Annotated in this window: 21 protein-coding genes and 1 pseudogene; 9 read left to right on the top strand and 13 right to left on the bottom strand. The window is 41.4% G+C overall.

What is annotated here, in order from left to right:
- Positions 1-191: 191 nt before the first annotated feature.
- The 6 genes from NJ959_RS07485 to NJ959_RS07460 all read right to left on the bottom strand — a co-directional run bounded on the left by NJ959_RS07485 (position 192) and on the right by NJ959_RS07460 (position 3,173).
- Positions 192-569 carry a hypothetical protein gene (locus NJ959_RS07485; protein ID WP_254011128.1) on the bottom strand — a complete coding sequence of 126 codons (378 nt, stop codon included), beginning with the start codon at positions 567-569 and terminating at the stop codon, positions 192-194.
- A 19-nt stretch (positions 570-588) separates the two neighbouring features.
- Positions 589-1,020, bottom strand: coding sequence for a restriction endonuclease fold toxin-2 domain-containing protein (locus NJ959_RS07480; RefSeq protein WP_254011127.1), 432 nt, complete (start codon positions 1,018-1,020; stop codon positions 589-591).
- Positions 1,021-1,074: 54 nt separating this feature from the next.
- Entirely contained in the window at positions 1,075-1,251 is a 177-nt protein-coding gene (locus NJ959_RS07475; RefSeq protein ID WP_254011126.1) for a hypothetical protein, read from the bottom strand.
- Positions 1,252-1,504: 253 nt separating this feature from the next.
- Entirely contained in the window at positions 1,505-2,251 is a 747-nt protein-coding gene (locus NJ959_RS07470) for a hypothetical protein (RefSeq protein WP_254011125.1), read from the bottom strand.
- A gap of 15 nt (positions 2,252-2,266) precedes the next feature.
- Positions 2,267-2,779 (bottom strand): hypothetical protein, encoded by a 513-nt coding sequence (locus NJ959_RS07465; RefSeq protein ID WP_254011124.1) that lies wholly within the window; start codon positions 2,777-2,779, stop codon positions 2,267-2,269.
- Between the two features lie 43 nt (positions 2,780-2,822).
- On the bottom strand, positions 2,823-3,173 hold the full coding sequence (locus NJ959_RS07460; RefSeq protein WP_254011123.1) for a hypothetical protein: 351 nt from the start codon (positions 3,171-3,173) through the stop codon (positions 2,823-2,825).
- Between the two features lie 518 nt (positions 3,174-3,691).
- Between NJ959_RS07460 and NJ959_RS07455 the strand changes: the two genes are divergently transcribed.
- Positions 3,692-4,207, top strand: coding sequence for a helix-turn-helix transcriptional regulator (locus NJ959_RS07455; protein ID WP_254011122.1), 516 nt, complete (start codon positions 3,692-3,694; stop codon positions 4,205-4,207).
- Between the two features lie 114 nt (positions 4,208-4,321).
- Here NJ959_RS07455 and NJ959_RS07450 read toward each other — a convergent pair whose 3' ends face one another.
- The gene (locus tag NJ959_RS07450; protein WP_254011121.1) at positions 4,322-5,212 is read right to left on the bottom strand and encodes an Rpn family recombination-promoting nuclease/putative transposase; all 891 of its coding nucleotides are present in this window, start codon (positions 5,210-5,212) and stop codon (positions 4,322-4,324) included.
- Between the two features lie 166 nt (positions 5,213-5,378).
- Between NJ959_RS07450 and NJ959_RS30640 the strand changes: the two are divergent.
- A pseudogene (locus tag NJ959_RS30640) lies at positions 5,379-5,453 on the top strand (DUF4058 family protein); the annotation flags it as partial.
- Here NJ959_RS30640 and NJ959_RS07445 read toward each other — a convergent pair.
- From NJ959_RS07445 to fni, 3 genes are all read right to left on the bottom strand, one after another.
- On the bottom strand, positions 5,427-6,191 hold the full coding sequence (locus tag NJ959_RS07445) for a PDDEXK nuclease domain-containing protein (RefSeq protein WP_254011120.1): 765 nt from the start codon (positions 6,189-6,191) through the stop codon (positions 5,427-5,429). The pseudogene NJ959_RS30640 and the gene NJ959_RS07445 sit on opposite strands and share 27 nt — an antisense overlap.
- Positions 6,192-6,359: 168 nt before the next feature.
- A complete protein-coding gene (gene sppA, locus NJ959_RS07440) occupies positions 6,360-8,177 on the bottom strand; it encodes a signal peptide peptidase SppA (RefSeq protein ID WP_254011119.1) in 1,818 nt (605 codons plus the stop codon).
- 153 nt (positions 8,178-8,330) lie between these two features.
- Positions 8,331-9,359, bottom strand: coding sequence for a type 2 isopentenyl-diphosphate Delta-isomerase (gene fni, locus NJ959_RS07435; RefSeq protein WP_254011118.1), 1,029 nt, complete (start codon positions 9,357-9,359; stop codon positions 8,331-8,333).
- Between the two features lie 358 nt (positions 9,360-9,717).
- Between fni and NJ959_RS07430 the strand changes: the two genes are divergently transcribed.
- The 6 genes from NJ959_RS07430 to NJ959_RS07405 are packed head-to-tail and all read left to right on the top strand — an operon-like array spanning position 9,718 to position 14,099.
- Positions 9,718-10,014, top strand: a complete 297-nt coding sequence (locus NJ959_RS07430; protein WP_254011117.1) for a hypothetical protein — start codon at positions 9,718-9,720, stop codon at positions 10,012-10,014.
- A complete protein-coding gene (locus NJ959_RS07425) occupies positions 10,011-10,412 on the top strand; it encodes a helix-turn-helix domain-containing protein (protein ID WP_254011116.1) in 402 nt (133 codons plus the stop codon). The genes NJ959_RS07430 and NJ959_RS07425 overlap by 4 nt, the downstream gene beginning before the upstream one ends.
- Positions 10,405-11,292 (top strand): ImmA/IrrE family metallo-endopeptidase, encoded by an 888-nt coding sequence (locus NJ959_RS07420; protein ID WP_254011115.1) that lies wholly within the window; start codon positions 10,405-10,407, stop codon positions 11,290-11,292. Before NJ959_RS07425 ends, NJ959_RS07420 begins: the two co-directional genes overlap by 8 nt.
- On the top strand, positions 11,264-12,076 hold the full coding sequence (locus NJ959_RS07415; protein WP_254011114.1) for a thymidylate synthase family protein: 813 nt from the start codon (positions 11,264-11,266) through the stop codon (positions 12,074-12,076). The genes NJ959_RS07420 and NJ959_RS07415 overlap by 29 nt, the downstream gene beginning before the upstream one ends.
- Position 12,077: 1 nt before the next feature.
- Positions 12,078-13,202, top strand: a complete 1,125-nt coding sequence (locus NJ959_RS07410) for a nucleotide kinase domain-containing protein (RefSeq protein WP_254011113.1) — start codon at positions 12,078-12,080, stop codon at positions 13,200-13,202.
- Between the two features lie 18 nt (positions 13,203-13,220).
- Positions 13,221-14,099: a nucleoside triphosphate pyrophosphohydrolase family protein gene (locus NJ959_RS07405; RefSeq protein ID WP_373693627.1), complete on the top strand. Its 879-nt coding sequence runs from the start codon at positions 13,221-13,223 to the stop codon at positions 14,097-14,099.
- A gap of 26 nt (positions 14,100-14,125) precedes the next feature.
- On the opposite strand, the gene acpS is transcribed toward NJ959_RS07405, so the two are convergent.
- Positions 14,126-14,530, bottom strand: a complete 405-nt coding sequence (gene acpS, locus NJ959_RS07400) for a holo-ACP synthase (RefSeq protein WP_254011111.1) — start codon at positions 14,528-14,530, stop codon at positions 14,126-14,128.
- A gap of 97 nt (positions 14,531-14,627) precedes the next feature.
- The gene (locus NJ959_RS07395; RefSeq protein ID WP_254011110.1) at positions 14,628-15,098 is read right to left on the bottom strand and encodes a DUF1643 domain-containing protein; all 471 of its coding nucleotides are present in this window, start codon (positions 15,096-15,098) and stop codon (positions 14,628-14,630) included.
- Positions 15,099-15,423: 325 nt separating this feature from the next.
- Here NJ959_RS07395 and lipB point away from each other — a divergent pair, with 325 nt between their 5' ends.
- Entirely contained in the window at positions 15,424-16,074 is a 651-nt protein-coding gene (gene lipB, locus NJ959_RS07390) for a lipoyl(octanoyl) transferase LipB (protein WP_254011109.1), read from the top strand.
- Between the two features lie 163 nt (positions 16,075-16,237).
- Here lipB and NJ959_RS30635 read toward each other — a convergent pair whose 3' ends face one another.
- The gene (locus tag NJ959_RS30635) at positions 16,238-19,705 is read right to left on the bottom strand and encodes a WD40 domain-containing protein (protein ID WP_373693626.1); all 3,468 of its coding nucleotides are present in this window, start codon (positions 19,703-19,705) and stop codon (positions 16,238-16,240) included.
- Between the last annotated feature and the right edge of the window lie 24 nt (positions 19,706-19,729).

The raw sequence follows: 19,729 nt of genomic DNA, 5'->3' as shown, positions 1-19,729 counted from the left end.
AATCACCCGATAGCAATCACCCGATAGCAATCACCCGATAGCAATCACCCGATAGTGGTTAAAACCACTGTCTAACAGCTAAAGTCCTCTAAAGAGGACTGAATTATATTTTTAGTCCATTTTAATGGACTTAAGCTATTAGACAGAGAATTTATTCTCTGTCGGGTTATCGCGATGGGTGCAATTTATCACTAGGTTAGTGCCAAAAATGGCTGGATAATATCTGACTCAGTTGTTTCTGCGCGTAACTCAATATGGGAATTGTATTCTCGATCGTAAAATACTAACTGTTGTGTGGGCGGCACTAGGGAACGAAACCAAATTGCGAATCTAGCACAGTCTTCTAAATAACCATCTAAACTGATTCCCTGTCCATCTCGGTGTAAAGCTACATCTAATCTTTCTCCTATTCCTGGTACTTTGATGGTACATTCAATGGCATAATAGCTATCTGGATTAGTTGTTGGTGAAATTTGGATATTTGACCATTTTTTCTGGATTTGCTGGGAAAAATCAGACTCATTAATTTGCCAATTGGTTGGTTCCGGTGGTGTAATGAGGTATTCCATGGGTATTTCTGCTTATAAGTTAGGGCATGACAATAACGCTACCAGGCAGATTAAACTGACTCAGTAAGCTTTCAAAAAAAGGGACGGCTTCTTCAATATTAACAATCACCTGTAGTTCGATAACAGGTGTTTCCGGATCATTAATTACAGCGGCATATCGTCGAAACTCTTCCTTTACCTCACTAACGATTTTGTTACGGATAAAGGGCGGGGCGCTTGAGGGATTGACATAGGGACTATTGGCAGGATGTTCGATAAATTTTGCTTCTAATAACTCTCCCGTTTGCAAATTGATACCATCAGCCCAGATTTCTTCTCCTCCACCCCTCACGCGAACTTCTTCTACCCCGCAATGCCGGATCTGAAATTCATGTCGCTGGCTATAAGTAGGAGTTGGTTTTCTGGGAAAATCTCGCATCCATTCTTGAACACGATTGCTAAATTCACTCATTAAACGTGGTGTAACGGCGGTATTTCTGTATATTACCGCGTTTTCTAGCGATCGCTATTTTATTTTAGTATAGGGTGAAAGCGCGATCGCGCGGAGCGCAATAGCTTCCATCGATCGCGCTGTAATTAGAGTAGAGGAGTGATGAGCGATCGCTATCGCTAAGTATTCACTCCAGCAAAAGAAACCTGGATTAACGTCTTGGTTGGTTTCTATCGTATGCAGTTGCTGCACTGATAATTGCCCATACCCATACAATCAAATACATGGGAATACCAATAATAGTTAAAACTACCGTGAATGACAGTGCTATTGCAATTAAGGCAAGTACGATCTGAATTATGCCCTGTATGATTTGGCCAACAAGCAATGTGCCGACTCCAGGAAGAAAAACATTGACAATGATGGCTATCTCTTTCATTTTTACTCTCCTATAATTACTATTATCACTGAATGTAATCATCAAAATGATGTATATTCAGTTTGGCTATATTTTCTTTTCACTCAGCACCTTGCGTAGAGCCTTGATAGCGTTATCTATTCCTGTTTCTGCGATATCTCCACCTGTAAACTTAACTAAGTCAGCAGAGTTTACGATAACATTAATGCTATCGCCACTTGATACAGCTAGTTTGAAGAGTTGAGCTTGTTTCATCAGCGTATTGTTTGGCAAAGTATAGTTAGTTGTATCATCACGAGTCGAAACAGCAACTACATCTCTGTAGTGAAATTCATCATCTTGCTCATTCAGAGGAACATTTCTGAGGAAGTTGTAATCACACTGATATGAACTAAGCTTATGCTCTGTTAAATGTACTATTGTTACAGCATTAATGCTAAATCTAATCCGCCCATCCTTGCCTTTTTTCCAATCAAGTTCCTTACTGGGAACACCATTAGTATTCCATAAAATCGGACCGCGAATGACGATAGAGTCTCTGATAAGTTCAGACGGATCTATATTAAGACGATCTAGCGAACGCTTCTTGAGGTTTTCAATATCATCTATCAACCAAGCATCAATAGTCTGATCGCCAGGGGCATCAAACAAAGGTTTAACCTCCAAGAAAAACCACACTCCACCCGCAATCAAAATAATTAAGCCTATTGCAGATTTTGCCAACAAGATAAGTAATCCAATGGTGATTAGTATACTAGGCCACTTTAGCTTCAGCTTGGTAAAATATTGCCGAATTCGCCGCCGCTTATCATCTTCTGAAACACTCGTAGTCATTCTTGATTTCTCCACTTATAAAATTTGCTGGACAAGTACTCCGTACAATTCGTTATCAAACATTGGTAATCTTGCCAACAGCGCTCGTAGTCTATCGATATTTGTTTGACAAGAGAGAGCTTTATTGAAAAGAGTCATCGCCGACGGTGGAGGATAATTGGTTATTCGATTACCGTTGTAATAATCGTCTCGAACAAGTGCCCGAAACCAATAAACAGTACCATCTGAGTCACCCATAGAAGTAGCTGCACTGAGTAGTTGATCTATTTCTTCTACTTCACTACGCTTTAATATTTTTGGTCGCCTACCTTTGAGTAGTGCTAGCGCTAAGTAATAGTAGGCATCACTCATTGAACGATCTATTTCAAGAACCAGGGTAAACGCATTTATTACCTGCTGGTAAGAATTTGCCTCCAGCAACTTAATTCCCTGGTTCAAGACAAGGGTAGGATCTGGAGAGGAAGCAATTTGAAAGTTTATGTTTAATTGCCTATAAACTTGCTGCCATCGCTGGTCGAATTGTGCCATAATCTTTAGTCAAAATCTACCTAACAAGAACATGTCTTAATTGTTAGAATAAATTTTGAACCAGTTTAGCAACTTCCATTAAAGCTGTGACAATACCACCAGCTTCAGCAACTCCCGTTATTAGGTTTTTTGCTGTAGTGATGTACTGTAATATAGTGTTCTTATTTGGCTCAGGCTTTTTAGCTTGCTGAACAGCCTTTGTAATCTGGCAATCCACATCTGTAGCTACTTCAGCATCGATAACTTCAGCATCTCTAGCTTTTGTTACCTCAGCTTTGAGTTTCTCTAATTCACTAATTAAGTCGGCGCGGTTTTCAACAGCACCAAAGTTGATGTTCCCAGCGGCATTGTACTGATACGTTACCGTTTGATGGCTTTGGTCAAAAATTGACATGAGTCTGCCTCCTAATAGAGTACTTTATTCTCAATCCACCTTAAAATAGCGATTATTCCGGGTTAGCAATCGCGAAAAATTATTGACTAGTTTTGGTGTTGTTACTGTTTAATAAAGAGATGGGATTGGAAAATACAAACCAAAGTTTTATTTGTATCCTCCAAATTAGATGCACTCAACTCGATCTCAACCTCAGCATAAGTAACCTGAGTTCGACGAAAATTGCTGAAACCCTGATGATTTCGTGAAAATCCTAAAAAACCCAATAAAATAGATCCTTTTGTAGCAAGGCTTTCAAAAACCGTCGAACTCACGTAAGTAGAGCAGGCATCTTGCCTGCCTCCACCCCTCCGCAGGCGAGATGCCTGCGCTACCGCCTAGCTAACCTTAAATTGACACCAATAATTGCTGGACACTCTCCATTATCCCAATCCTACCCTACCCAAAACTGACAACCTACTGACAAACATCAGGAATCATGCTAGAATTCCATCAGGAATTTTCAAACACACCCAACTATGGCAACCACCGAACAATTCTCCCAAGCCGCAAACCGCTGGGATTTAGAAACTCTGTACGCAGACTTAGCCTCAGCAAAAGGAAAACGTTTAACCCCCGTAGAAAAATTACATCTGCGGGGGTTACTTTGTGGCTATAGTCCATCTGAAATAGCAGAAAAGTTGGGGAAAAATCCTAAAGGAGTGGAGACGGATCTCTGTGCTACTGTCTATCGGTATGTGAAAAATCTGGTAGATAAATGTAGTGAAAAGATAGAAAATTGGCGCAATATTACAGAATGGCTGGATGAATCAGGATATCAAAATCAGTCGCCTGCTAAGTTGCCAGCTAGTGAGTTGTTACCTGAGAACAGTGTAATTAATGTCACTAATATAAGTATTGAGAACAATCAAATAGTATTTCTCATCAACCTGCGCATACCAAAGTCACAAGCTTCAGAAGCATCAATACAAAACCTAGATTTATGTGAGGATATTCTTAAGGATAGTATTTTTAAAGGTTCAAATGGATCGTGAAGTGATGTGGGGGAAACGGTAACTGAAAATTTAGTACCCCATAGGGTTGGGGCGGGTTTTCAAGATAATTTATCGTTATTAACTAACAGATTTTACCTAACTCGCCCCATCACTTTAACCAGAGTACTCTGCCAACCAATTGAGTAAATCCTCCAGACTAGAAAAATCCCACATCGCCTCTGACAAACTTTCTAAACCTTGGCTGTTTAACCCCTCAATTGCCATAATTATATTAGAAGTTAATTCTCCCAAACGGCGCTGAAGCTGTCGCAATAGTAAATTCCTTTCGGCTTCAATTTTCGCAAAAGTAATTTCACCTCTTCTATCTTCCATGAAAATTTCCTGTTTGTTTAACCTCTCTAACTCGTCCACACTTAAACCCGCCTGATTCGCTATATTCATTGCTTTTTCAATCTGTGGTATCTCCCTCATTTTTGGCGGAATCACTTCTAAACTAGGCGCTTCTTTGAGAAAATAGATCCACTTATCTGCCAAAGTCTCCAAATCTTCTAGCTTTTTCGTAAACTTCGGCAATTCCACAAACAAAAGTTTTAACTGCTTCTCCTGATAAGATAATTCTTCTTCTTGCTCTTGAAAGTGAAAACTAGTAATTACCTTCTGGGTTGAGGGAAAAAGACTGAAATCTGTAATAGTTAAGCCAATCACAGGATTGAGATAAGAATATCCTTGTCCAAACTTTAGCTGATTCACGTAGGTTTTGCACAAGTTATAGATGACTCTTTTCTCAAAAGCGTGGACATTCCATACTTGCATCTCAATAATGACAGTTGTTTTATCCTCTAATACTGCCCTAACATCCAGATAGCTATCTTTTAAATCCAGGATATCAGCCTGGTTATATGGGTCGATAATTTCTAAAGATTGGATGACTTGCTTCCCTGAGTAGATTATGGCATTGAGGAAGGAAATCAGGATATCATGACTGTCATCTGAGCCAAATATTTTCTTGAAAGCAAAGTCAGTTTTGGGGCTAATGAATCTCATATATCTCAAAAGGTTAGACCTAATTATTAAGGGACGTTTTCTCCTCTATGATAACAAAAATTACCCAAAACAATGTCAATATCTCCTGCCACATCTCTAGAATCTTTCCGAACAGCTATAATTAATCTAGTTATCACTTCAAACCCTTTGCAACATTAGCAAACCGATGCCTTCCCCTTTCCCCGGCATGAATCCCTATCTGGAGAATCCAGAGTTATGGCCTGAAATCCATAATTATATAGCAGTGGAGTTTTACATGATAGAAAAGCAGATCTAACCTGTACTCTTTCCCATCAACTTCAATCGGATACTGATTGCCCAAAAAAGCAAAACCTAACCCAAGTTCCAGTAAAAAATCGAGGATATGTTCGACTAAACCTTTCTCCAATTCCCGCTCATGAGCATCTTTGCTGAGAGAGAGAAAATCCAGATGGTACGGGTCTTTCAAAAGACTTTGAGCTAAGTCGGATTGTGGAGAAGGTAAGACATTCTCGAAGTTAGTAATTGCTCCCCCCAGGCGTTGGTAGAGGTTAGTTTCAATCTGAAGTACCAGAATATCCCGGCTCCAGCCATTTTCCAGAGCTTGCCCAGCGTACCAAAGTCGCTTTTCCTGAGACTTTAGCTTTTCCAGAAGGGCGATATTGTGCCTCCAAGGTAATTGTGCAACGCAGCGTTGCACAAATTCCTCATCAGGGTAAGCCTCCGCAAAAGCTCTCATATATTTGAGATTGCGGGACGAGAACCCCGTCATATCAGGAAAATCTCGACGGAGGTCTTTTGCCAACTGTTCGATTACTTTTGCCCCCCATCCTTCTTGTTCCTGTCGAGACAGAATAGAATGCCCAATCTGCCAATAAAGAACAATGAGTTCCTGGTTGACTGCTAGAGCAGCACGAACCTGAGCAGTGCGGATGCGCTCTTTGAGGTGACGCAAAAAGTCGTCGTAATTATCAGGGAGAAGAGATGTTTGCTTCCGCATATTCAGATTGCGAAAAGCCTTCTTAGTATAGGACACTCTCGCACAGGATGTGGAAATATTCCACGCTCTCAGTATTGTCAAACTTCATTAAGTTTATAGTCAACGATGATGATAGAGGGACAAATTTAGCGATAAACCTGTTTGATCTGGTTTCTAGCTATAACCTCACTAATCCATCCGCCAATTAAATGGTAAACGGGCATAAACCCCTTTCGGATCGTTTAATCCTTGCAGAATTCCTAAATCGGCTTTTAACTTCAGAAACTCCTTAGTTAAAGGATCTAATACCTTCTGACTGCGAGTATTATTATCACCTGTCAGCCTTTCTAAAATTCTTTCTTCCAAACTGCGGAATTTAGGATATTCTTCCAATTGCCAATCATCTCCCAAATTAGCTTGTTTAGCCGCATAAGTAATCGCCGCATTTAATCCGCCAAGCTCATCGACTAAACCAAGTTGTTTGGCATCACTACCGGACCAAACTCTCCCCTGAGCAATTTCTGCTACTTTCTGTTTGGGTATTTTGCGAGAATCGGCTACTTTATCCAGAAATTGGTTATAAATCTGATTGACAATATTTTGTGAAATTGCAATTTCTTGGGGTGTTTTTGGACGGCTAACTGTCTGACTATCAGCCAAATTACCTGTTTTCACCACATCCCAAGTAAGCCCATTATCATTCGCCAGCTTTTGGAAATTTAATAGCATCCCAAACACACCAATCGAACCCGTAATCGTATTCGGTTCGGCAAAAATTCGATTACCGTAGGTGGAAATCCAATAACCACCAGAAGCTGCCACATCTCCCATAGAAACAATCACGGGTTTCTTGGCGCGAGTTAACCGCACTTCCCGCAGAATAATTTCTGATGCAGTTGCACTTCCACCGGGACTATTTACCCGCAGTACCACTGTTTTTACATCATTATCTAATCGCAATTGCCGCATTTGCTTGGCAAAACTATCGCCTCCTACCTGTTGAGAGCTACCTTCTCCATCCACAATTTCTCCATCGGCATATATGACAGCAACTTTTTTCTTAGAGAAACTATTTTTACCCTTTTTACTTTCCGCTTCAGCATAAGTAGATAAGCGAATTTGTGGGAAAGATTTCTCTTCATCTGTTGCACCCGCAATCTTTCTCAAATCTGCTATTACCTCATCAAAATAGCCAACTTTATCTACCAAACCTCGCTTCTGAGCATCTGATGCCATCAAGACACCTTGAGAATCTGCGATTGCTTGTAACTGTTGAGGCTCTATCTTCCGACTTTTTCCCACCGTTGCGATTAATTCTCCCCAAAGATCTCCTAATAATGCTTCTAGTTGTTGTCGGTTTTCTGGACTAAGTTGTTTTAGTAAAAATGGTTCTACTGCTGACTTATACTTACCAACTCGAATCACCTGCACCCCTATACCAAATTTTTCTAATGCACCAGTTAGGAATAATGGTTCGGAACTAAAACCATTGATTTCTATAGCTCCCATTGGATTAAGAACCAGGGTATCTGCTACTGAACTTAAATAATATTCTTTTTCTGCTAAATCCACATCGTAGGCAATAATTGTTTTCCCAGCAGCGCGGAATTTTTCCATTGCCACTCTTACTTCTTTTAGTGTTGCAAATCCTGTAGCGCTACCACCTCCTGAGTGAGAGCCGTCTATATAAAGAGCAATAATGCGGGGATCTTTGGTGGCTTTATCTAAACTATCCAAAACAGTATGTAAGGTCATTGTATTGGATTCTTCACTTGATAGGGCTTGCCCAATTGCATCGCTGGTACTAGAAGTAGGATCTGTATCGGTAATATTTGTCGAAGAATCGAATATTAATACCGATTTATCCTTTACTTGCGGTCCAGAATCTTGGGATGCGGCTGCAACGATCAAAATAATTAGTCCAATTGTTCCTAATCCGAAAAATAAGGATAAACCTGCTAGGCTACCAATTAGGCTGGCAAAAGTTTGTTTGATAAATTGACGCATTTGTTGTTGGTTGTTGGTTATTGGTTGTTGGTTGTTGGTTGTTGGTTGTTGGTTGTTCGTTGTTCGTTGTTCGTTGTTCGTATTCAGAGATCTGTTATTGTTAAAACAACAAATAACAAATAACAAATAACCAACCACCAACAACAAATAACTCTATCCTAACTTCTGCAAGGCATTAGATTGTTTGAGTTGAGACAGGGTGGCGTTACCCGTGCAAAATAGTACAGTGGTAATTTCGGCGATTAATAGCTGTACTAGCTCGTTAACGGCTTCGGTTGACTCGGCAGCGGCTTGGAGAAAAGGCCATGCTAAACCTGCAATATCAGCCCCCAGCGCGATCGCTTTTGCTACTTCTAAGCCGTTGCGCAAGCCCCCAGAGGCGATTAGGGGCACATTTGGGGCAATTGCCCGAATGCTGCTAATGCACTCTGCTGTTGGCAAACCCCAGTCTGCAAAAGTTTCTCCTAATCGACGCTGGATTGGGTTGAGGGCGCGTTGGCTTTCTACTTTCGCCCAAGATGTGCCACCTGCACCCGCCACGTCAATGGCTGTCACGCCTGCTTCTAGTAATTTCTGTGCCATTGCGGGTGAGATGCCGTTCCCCACTTCTTTGACAATGACTGGGACGGGCATCTTGCTGCACAATTTGTTTATTTTGTCAAGTAAGCCTCGGAAGTTGGTGTCACCATTAGCTTGAACGCACTCTTGTAAGGGATTGAGATGTAAAATTAAAGCATCTGCGGCTAAAATATCGACAACTCGCAGACATTGATCGAGTCCGTAAGTGTAGTTTAGCTGAACGGCACCGAGATTAGCAAATAACAGGATATCAGTTGCGATCGCACGGATGGCAAAAGTCTTGGCAACTTCTGGTTTCTCTACTGCTACTCTTTGGGAGCCAACACCCATTGCTAGTTTATACTCTTGAGCGATTTCAGCGAGGCGAAAATTGATCGTTTTTGCCTCTTCTGTACCGCCTGTCATGGAGGAAATGAGTAAAGGCGCTCCCATTATTTTACCCAGAAATGGGGTGGTAATGTCAATTTCGCTGCGATTGATTTCGGGCAAGCAAGAGTGGGTGAAGCGATAATGTTCTAATCCGTTAGTTACGGTACGACATTGGACATCTTCCTGGAGACAAATTCTGATATGATCGCCTTTTCTGGTTTGGGTTTCGGTCATAAGAGGTTAAGAGGTGAGAGATGAGAGGTGAAAGGTCAGATGTAAGTAATAACTGAGATCTTGCACCATTCTCCGTTATTCCCATCCATATCATATAGTGTTTTTAAATGAGATATAAAATAGAAAGCCTTATTTTATGGTGCTTCAGGACTTTTGCTGTTCACATCCCAAATGAAAACGCTATATAATCCAAAAACATTAGCTACCTGAAAGTACCAGACTTCTGTTGTTTCTTCACGAAACACGCCCTATCGTTGGTTTGGGAACTAAAGATCAACGAACAAACCGGGTTTCTGGTTGATAGTTTGTCGTCTTATGGTAAGATATTCTTACTATAAGTAAGATAAAGGTACAGCCTATGAACCCAAACGAAGTGGAGGTGAAGCTGATAGAGGTGCTTCAAGGTATCCAGAGCGATAGCGGATACGACGGAAGCTCAATTGCGGGAACTATGCGTCCGCTTGGTGGCGACATTGAGGGATTTGACAGTATGCTCTGGCCTGTAGCGATCAGTATGCTAGCTACTGAGCTTGGTATAAACATCTCTAACGATAAAAACATCTTTCTCTCAGAAGACGGCAAGCAGCGACTCACTATTAGCGAATCTGCGGCTGTAGTCTGTGAAATAGTCAGCACAGAGGAGAATCAAGCATGACCGAAGCAATAGAAAAAAAAGCAATTATCGCTTCGCGCATTCGTGAAGCCCGGAAAATGGCTGGTCTCTCCCAAGCTCAAGTAGCACAAATTCTGGGTCTTCATAGACCATCAATTTCAGAAATAGAAGCTGGCAACAGAAGTGTTTCGGCTGAAGAGATTGCACAGCTTGCTGAAATTTTTGATGTCAGTGCGTCGTGGTTGATTGGTGAGGGCGCGGACAAAGTTGATGTCCATGACAACAAACTCCAGCTTGCAGCCAGAGAACTACAGAAGCTTAAGCAAGAAGACCTTGACAGACTTCTAACAATACTTGCCTCGATGCGAAGTGGGGGAAACAAACTGCGATCGATAGCATTACCCGCCTCAATCCGAACTGGGGAGACAAACTGTGAGTAATCAGATGCAAGTATTGGCTCAAAAAGCAATGCTTAAATCAATTGATGTACGGAATCAAGCTGGATTTGGTCTTAATAGCCCGATTTGCATTTATGGCTTGTGCGACAAGCTGAAGGTGAAAGTCCGGTTTGTTGACATCAGCATGGAGGGAATGTATCTCAAAGAAGAGGAACCAGCAATCTTCCTTTCAGCATTAAGACCCCTTCCAAGGCGAAACTTTACCTGTGCCCATGAGATTGGACATCACATTTTTGGGCATGGTTCGACGGTTGATGAACTTATAGAAGAATCAGACAAACCGAAGGCTTTTAATCCAGAAGAGTTTTTAGTTGACTCCTTTGCAGGTTTCCTACTCATGCCAATTTTAGCAGTGCGAAAAGCCTTCGTTTCGCGGGGATGGGATGTGGCTTCGGCAACGCCAGTTCAAATTTTTACAATTGCCTGTAGTTTTGGTGTGGGGTACAAAACTCTGATCGATCACATGACTTATGCTCTAAAGATGATTGGTCGCGAGCAAGCTGCCTTCCTTCTCAAATCTACACCCAAGGCTATCCGCCAAGAGATTCTTGGGCACTCATCGAAAGATACCTTGATCGTTGCTGATGAACACTGGTCACTGCCGACAATAGATGCGGAAGTTGGAAGTCAGCTTCTACTGCCAAACACGGCTGAAGCTACAAAGGACACCATTACTTTTCAAGAAGATCGTCCTTTAGGAGGACTTTTTCGAGCTAACCATCCTGGCATCGTGCGCGTTTATTGCCCCAAGAACAAATGGGCAGTATTTGTTCGTGTTTCCCGCTATCAGTTTGTTGGTCTAAGTAAATATCGTCACCTTGAAGAGGTTGAAGATGAAGAACAGTGCGCCTCTTTTAATTGAAGAAACAAATCTTTCACGAGCTTGGGCTAGTGCATTTCTGCATATCATTGATAATCCTGGCAAGGAAATTTCACCGCTCCTGATAACCTTAACGGGTTTTACTAATGGTATTCCAGACGAAGATCGAGCCATTCGAGAGGCACTCGACAATTGCCTCGTGGCTAATAATAAACAGAAAGTTCACACAGTTGCGAACACGATCTTTCCCAGTTCTCTCTGGAGGCGGTCTAAATACGACCGAAATAGACTATTTGAGATGTATCTTAATGCTCTTCCCAGGTATAAGGCTCTAGCAAGCTCTAAAAATAGGCGCGGTATTTACTTTGAAAGGCTCATAGCATTTGGTTCTGGTCCCGAAAACGGCAATCAACTTGAATACATCATTTCTCAGTACAAGTCACGCCCAGGTGTTAGAAAAAGTATGTTTCAAGCAGCGATATTCGATCCTGCGCGAGACCATGTTCCCAGTGCCCAACTTCCTTTTCCTTGCCTCCAACACGTCAGCTTTGTTCCCCAAGACAAGGACAAAACTTTAACCATTAATGCTTTTTACGCGACCCAACAGATCTTTGAGAAAGCCTATGGCAACTATTTAGGTCTTTGTAGATTGGGTGATTTCATGGCTCACGAAATGGGATTGACTTTGGATCGTATGAACTGCTTCGTTGGTGTAGCAAAACTGGACACTATTCCCAAATCACATCACAGCCTCACAGCGCTCACAAATGTAGCTAGAAATGCGCTGGAAGCAACAACTGACAAACAGATAACGGGTGGAATATAAAATGGGAATCAAAAGTCAGAAACACGTTACTGAAAACGTCGAACAAAATAAACAACTAAGTCTGGCATTTGGTGAGTATGGAGACGAACGAAGTTCAGAACCAGAGATCATTTCACACATTCTTCCTGCCAAGCCTACTGTTGTGTTCAATACTTACTGGCGATTCGCTGCTGAACGACAAAAAATATTTTTCAAAAAGCTAGAAAATGCACCGATACCTTGGACTGACGACCCAATCCTTTCAACGTACAAGTTTACCAATGCCTACCGCGCATCAGATCGTGTAAGCCAGTATTTAATCCGTAACGTCATCTACCAAAATAACCGTCCGTCATCACCTAACGAGGTGTTCTTTAGAATTATCCTTTTCAAAATATTCAATAAGATCGAAACTTGGGAGCTTTTGGAGAAGAAGCTTGGTTCCATTATTTACGCAGAATATTCCTTTGAACGCTATGACCAAGTTCTAATAGATGCCATTAAGTCAGGTCAAACCATCTATTCTGCCGCCTACATCATGCCATCAGGGGGAACAAGCTTCGGACATACTGCGAAACACCGAAATCACCTCAAGCTGATCGAGAATATGATGGCTGATGATCTGCCAAAAAAGCTTGCTGATGCCAAGAATATGCACCAAGGATTCGATTTAATGCGTGAATATCCAACTATCGGTGATTTCTTAGCCTATCAGTTTATTACTGATATTAACTATAGCGAAGTTACTAACTTTAGCGAAATGGAATTTGTCATTCCTGGTCCGGGATCGCTAGATGGTATTCGCAAATGCTTTACTGACCTTGGCGGACTTAACGAGCCAGAAATTATCAAGTTTATGGCAGAAATTCAAGAGTCAGAGTTTGAACGACTAGGACTCAAGTTTCAGTCCATCTGGGGGAGAAAGCTGCAATTGATTGATTGCCAAAATCTATTCTGCGAGGTTGATAAATATGCTCGTATGAAACATCCCGATATCTCTGGAATATCAGGTCGATCTCGCATAAAACAGAGGTACTCAGGTACAGGAAAACCACTCGATTACTGGTATCCACCTAAGTGGGGAATTAATCAGGCTATTGAAGAATATAGAACAGCTAAAGCTCATACTCAGTTTAAGTGTAAATAGAATCTTAAGGAGTAGATGATGGATTTTTGCGAATATCAAAAACAAGCGCAGAAGACCGACCAAGTTCCCAGCAAGACAGGAAATGGAATAATTGTACCTCTACTGGGCTTAGTTGGTGAAGCAGGTGAGTTACTCAGTGAGTATAAAAAGTACCTCCGCGACGGCGAAGCCCATAAGCTTTTCAAAGAACGTGTTGCAGAAGAATTGGGCGATCTACTTTGGTATGTTGCCAATGTGTCCAGCAAGTTTGATCTTGATTTGGCAGAAATTGCGGAAGGTAATCTTCAAAAATGCCACGATCGTTGGGGATGGAGAGATTCCGTACAGACAGGTGTGTACATATTTGACAGTAATTTTCCCGAACATGAGCGCTTACCACGTCAGTTTGAGGTCGAGATTACAGAGGTGAGCGAAAATAACTCAGTCAAGATGAAAGCATTTATCAATGGAAAACAGATTGGAAATGATCTTACCGATAACTCATACTCAAGTGATGGCTACCGCTTCCATGACATTTTCCATTTCTCCTATGCCGCAGTTTTGGGGTGGTCACCAGTCATTCGTAGTAACCTTAAACTTAAGCGAAAAAGCAATCCCAGTATTGACGAGGTAGAAGACGGTGGTCGTGCAATAGCTATTGAGGAAGGTATATCAGCTCTAGTGTTTAGCTATGCGAAAGACCACGGATTTTTAGAAGGAGTTTTCACGATAGATTATCAACTGTTGAAAACTATTAAAAACATGACCTCGCACTTAGAAGTTTCTCTCTGTTTGCTTGGTGATTGGGAAAAAGCTATCCTAAGCGGCTATGAAGTCTGGCGACAGGTGGAGAAAAATAAAGGAGGAAAGGTTATTGTAGACCTTGATGCACGCTCCATAATCTATCAACATAATTGAGATACTTACTTTATTGGTTCGGTAATCTATAAATCTGCTTGAACCAACGTTGATCCTACAGCAATTGCACTTGCTACCGCATAGGAATTTGTATGGCTTATGCTCAAGAACCACATCGCAACACCCAATTCTGATGCTATTTCTTGACATCTACCATACAGCACTACTAACGGTCTACCTGTTGATAGCCGTTCAATTTCAATATCAGTCCATGAAATTCCCTGACTCCATCCTGTACCAAGAGCTTTGAGTACCGCTTCTTTGGCTGCAAAACGACCTGCAAGGTACTGGATACGGTTGACACCAGTACCAGCAACCAAGTACTCTTTCTCTGTGAAGCATCGCGTTTCAAAACGATTCCCGAACCGTTCTATTATTTCTTTGATGCGTTTGATTTCAACAATATCAATGCCATGTCCGATAATATTCATATTGCTACTCGCTCGGCAAATTTAGCTTAGTGAAGCGTTAAAGAGATTATCTTTTAATCTTTCCTGGAATATATAATATATTTAAGTTGATTTGAAATTAATACGTCACAGGTTTTGTGTCGCTTTTAAGATACAGTGGATGGCGTGGATGACCCTTCTTAGTAGTTCCCAAACAGTAAAGTTGAAGTCCATCCAAGCCAGCTAACATATTTAAAACAACTTTATAACGATGCCTCAAGATGCCGTGATTACCCCAAGCCACAATAATTTTATCTGCTGATTTAATAGCTTTTTCGAGATAGTGGTCATTTTCTGACCCTACAGGGTCCGTCACCTTTTTCAGTTCTGCTGGTTTTGAAGCTCGGTAAGCAAATAGGTTGACAACTTCAAGCGAACCATAACCCCAAGACTGAGCGAAATTGATGCAGCGACGCAGCGTAGGGTCATCATTAGTTGCATCCGCACGACTGGGATTAAGCATAACAAAGGCGACTCTTGGAGCATTAGTGTCCCACTCCCGCCATAGCGAGTAGCGGTATAGCCCCACTATCACTGCATCTTTTCTCATAGTTGTTCCACCTGAACATTCCGGAAAATTCTCCATTGACTATTGGTAAATACCCAAGTCTTAAAGAACGGCTACCACCCCCCATCGAACCAAATAAAATACCCAGTTGAGCAGATCTACATCCTCTCAGTTAAGCAGTAGGGGCTGCTACTTATCCATTATCGGGCGATCGGCACGTTAGCACGACCCATATAGACAAATTTATCTGATCAGAAGTAAATAGAAACAAACTGGGTCTTCCATACTTAGTGTCAAGTTTATTTACATCTACCTGCTTATAGATAAAATGATCGTAACTCCAACTCAAGTAGAATCAGAGTAAATAATGCCCCGTCGATGTTTGCTGAATAATCTGGGACTAGTACCTTATACCTTAGCTTGGGAACAACAGCGATCGCTAGTAGCACAACGAATTGCCGATCCCAGTCTAGATGATATTCTCCTATTATTGGAACATCCCCCTGTATATAGTTTAGGGCAAGGAGCAAGTCTGGAATTTCTCAAATTTGACCCAGCCGAGGTAAACTGGGAGGTTCACCGGGTTGAACGTGGTGGAGAAGTGACTTATCATTGTCCTGGTCAAATTGTTGGTTACCCAATCCTGAATTTACGGTATTATCAACAGGATTTACACTGGTATTTGCGGCAGTTGGAAGAGGTTTTGATTCGAGTTTTAGGAGTTTATGGATTAACAGGGGAGCGGATACCGGGGTTGACTGGTGTTTGGGTGGAAGGATTCAAAGTTGCTGCTATTGGGATTAAGGTAAGTCGGTGGATTACTATGCACGGTTTTGCTTTGAATGTTTGCCCAGATTTGAGTGGTTTTGAGAGGATTATTCCTTGTGGAATTGTGGATAAGTCTGTGGGGAGTTTGGATCAATTTATTCCTGGTATTACAGTGGCGGAGGTATTGCCGTTAGTTGTGAGGAAATTTGCGGAGGTTTTTGAGGTTGAGTGGGAAGAGGTGAGAGGTTAATCTTTTGGTGCTGGGGGGGATTATATCGAATCTGTTGGCGTTGGTATAATATTTTTTTTTAACGCAGAGAGCGCAGAGGGTAACACAGAGGTACACAGAGGTTTTTGCACTACTCGGTTGAATAATAATGCGTGACTGTTGACTGTTGACTTCTGCTATATATTTAATTGCTGCAAGGATAGGGGGGAGTGTTGGTTGGTTGGGTGTTCCTTTGGTTTAAGGTGATATTAGTCTGGAGATAATCTTTTGCTAAATCGCAACCACGTTGTAATAAATCTTCTGGGTCTAAATTATATAAAATAGCGGTATTATTGTCAGTGGCTGAAGCTAATGTTTTACCATCTGGGCTGAAGGTTACCCCCAATATACTACCATTATTTCCCTTCAATGTTTTAATCGACTTTCCCTGGAGACTCCAAAGTTTTACTGTGCCGTCAGCACTACCAGATGCTAAAATCTGACCATCAGGACTGAAACTAAGGCTATTGATTCGGTTAGTATGTCCTTGTAAAGTAGATAGTAATTTACCATCTTCTTGCCAGATTTTTACTACACCATCAGTGCTGGCTGTGGCTAATGTTTTCCCATCTGGAGTGAAAGTTACATCCGATATTCCACCGCTATGTTTTGCTACTGTTTTGATTAATTTGCCATCTTGTTGCCAGAGTTTCACTGTATTATCATCACTTGCGGTAACTATCCTCTTCCCATCGGGGCTAAAACTGACGGCGGTTACTTGGCTAGTATGCTCTTTTAATGTTGCTAATTCTTTGCCATTCCATTGCCATATTTTTGCTGTTTTATCTTCACTAGCTGTTACTAATGTCTCACCGTCAGGACTAAAATTGACATCGAAAACGCCTGCCTGATGTCCTTTTAAGGTGTTGAGTAAGGGATATTTCGGCGGCGGATATTTGGCTAAACTCCAGAGTTTTACTGTACCATCGGCACTAGCAGAGGCTATAATTTGACCATTAGGGCTAAAACGGACACTTAAGACTGGCTTTTCATGCCCTATAAAAGTTTTGAGTAATGTGCCATCTCGTCCCCATAATTTTACTGTATTGTCATCACTGGCGGTGGCTATTGTTTCGCTGTCTGGACTGAATATTACTTTTCTAATTCCTCCATTATGTCCTACTAATTTGGTTAATTTATTGGGGTGAGGATGCCAAAATTTTATTCTGGTATCTGCGCTGCTAGATGCTAATGTTTTACCATCTGGGCTAAAACTGACACTGTAAATTGATGATGAGTGTCCTTTTAGTGTGGTGATTAAATTTCCGTTTCTATCCCAGATATCAATAATTTTATTGGTGCTGGCGGCGGCTAATGTTTGACTGTCTGGACTCCATGCTAAACCCCAAATGCGATTATTTTGTTGTTGGCTGTTGGTTGTTGGTTGTTGGTTGTTGGTTGTTCGTTGTTTATTATTGGTTATTGGTTGTTGGTTGTTGGTTATTGGTATAATTAATGATGGACTAGTAATTAATGACCAATTAGTTTCATGTTTCCATAGTTTGATATTTCCGTCAATTCCGCCGGAGGCGAGGAGTTCACCGTCGGGACTAAAACGAATGGTATTGACTGATGTTTGATTGCTTTCTAGGGTATTAATTAGAGTCCCGTCAAGTCGCCAAATTTTAATGGTTTTGTCAGCGCTAGCTGAGGCTAATGTTTGATTATCGGGACTGAAAGTTACATCCAAAATCCAAGATTTATGGGCTTGCCAAGTTTTATATAATGAGGGGGAGTAGGGAGTGGGGAGTGGGTTTTTTGGAGTGGGGTGTGGGGATTTTTGATTGTCTTCCTGTTGATTTTTCCCTGTTTTTGAATTTTGCTCTAGCTGCCATAGTTTAATTGTTCTATCTGCGCCAGCCGAGGCTAAGATTTTACTATCGGGACTGAAACTTACGCTATTAATTTTGCCTTGATGCCCTTGTATGGTTGTAATTGGTGTACCGTCAGTTTGCCAGAGTTTGACTGTGCCATCGTAACTGCCAGAGGCTAGTATTTTACCATCTGGACTCCATGCTACACTACGGACGCGATCGCGATGTCCTTCTAATGTTGCTAAAAGCTTGCCATTTTTTTGCCATAGTTTGACTGTATTGTCATCGCTTGCTGAGGCAATTCTCTCGCCATCGGGACTAAAACTAATACTAATTACTGATAATTCGTGTCCCTCTAAACGGTTATATTCTCTGACACCGTAAACAGCTTGCTGCAAAGCCGCGATCGCACAAATTCTGGTATCGGCTTTCACTCTCCACGACTGTTGCAATTGCCTCGCCCCATTTAAACTCTCTAATAATGATTCCAATTCTTGATTGGAGGCAAAAAGTTCTTCCGCAGAAGTACAGATATGATCGAGTTGTACATTCCTCTCGTTGATTTGTGCCCGTTGCCATTGCCAAATAGCAGATATAGCTAGTAATGATAATGCGATTAAAGTAATTGGTATTTGATATTTTATTATAATTGATATTGACTTGTTTTCTTGTTTTCTGCCCTCTACTTTTTCCTTGATAACTCCACTGGTAAAATTCTGCCACAGGATAGGTAATTCTGTGGGATTTTGACAAATTACAGGTAGGGCTGATGCAGAGGGAAATCGATCTTCTAATGCTTGTAGTTGCTCTCGTGCTTCTCGCACTGCTAGATAGAGAGTTTCACCGCTGGCGAAGGCACTGATAAAATGTTTGAGGAATTCTTGGGCAACTAAATCGGGGATAGGTTCCCGCATAACGATGAGTTGGGGAATGTATATATGTTGTAATTTGTGGGCTAATCCCAATCCATCGCAGGAGTTAAAAATGGCTAATTTTAAGCCTCTTGCGATCGCTTTTTTGAGGATTTTACTTAATTCTTCAATAGATAGGGAATCTGTCGGATTAATTTCAATTTTACCACTTGTGCCATCACCGCTACTATTACTATGTCCGGCAAAAAATAAGATATCCCAACCATCTGTTGCTAGTATTTGCTGGTATAATATGGGGCGAGATGGTTCCACTAAAAATACGGTTTCGGCACCATAAGGTAAATTTTCTAACATTTTGCGATCTTTTTCAATATCAATTCCTGTACTATTACCTAAAATGGCTAATAATCTAATTTTTGTTCTGGTATAATTTGAGACTTCAATTCGTTCATAAGCAGGGGCACTGAGGGCGATTTCTGCTTTAGGATATAGTTCAAAAAAATTCCATAAATGCCAAGGTAAACGTTGCAGGGAAATGTTGTCTACTTGCAGAATTACCCTGATAGTATCGGTTGGTAGTAATTTTTCTAGTAATTTTTCCCGAATCGGGCGAAATGATTCAGCATTTAGCCAACTATTTAGACTTGTGGCGAGGGTTTCTCCTGATTTGCGACAAGCGGCTATTATATCTTCTGATGAGGCATTGGTAATTTGGTTTTTCCGTTCCCCTAGTCGAAAAAGTAATGTTAAATTTCGATAGAGAGATTGCCATTGATGATAATTTTCCATCACTAAAGAGGCTGAGGGCAACTTACCTTTAGTGCGGGTGTGAGTTACTCCGCTACCCCCATCTTCTCGAATTTCTAGGGTAACTACTGTCTCCTCTTGCCAGTCACCAGTGATATCTAGGATAACTAATTTACTCATTTGTTAAGGGAGTGGGGAGTGGGG

Source organism: Limnofasciculus baicalensis BBK-W-15 (assembly GCF_024178385.1).
Taxonomy (GTDB): domain Bacteria; phylum Cyanobacteriota; class Cyanobacteriia; order Cyanobacteriales; family Coleofasciculaceae; genus Limnofasciculus; species Limnofasciculus baicalensis.
This window is presented reverse-complemented; position numbering and strand designations above follow the sequence as displayed.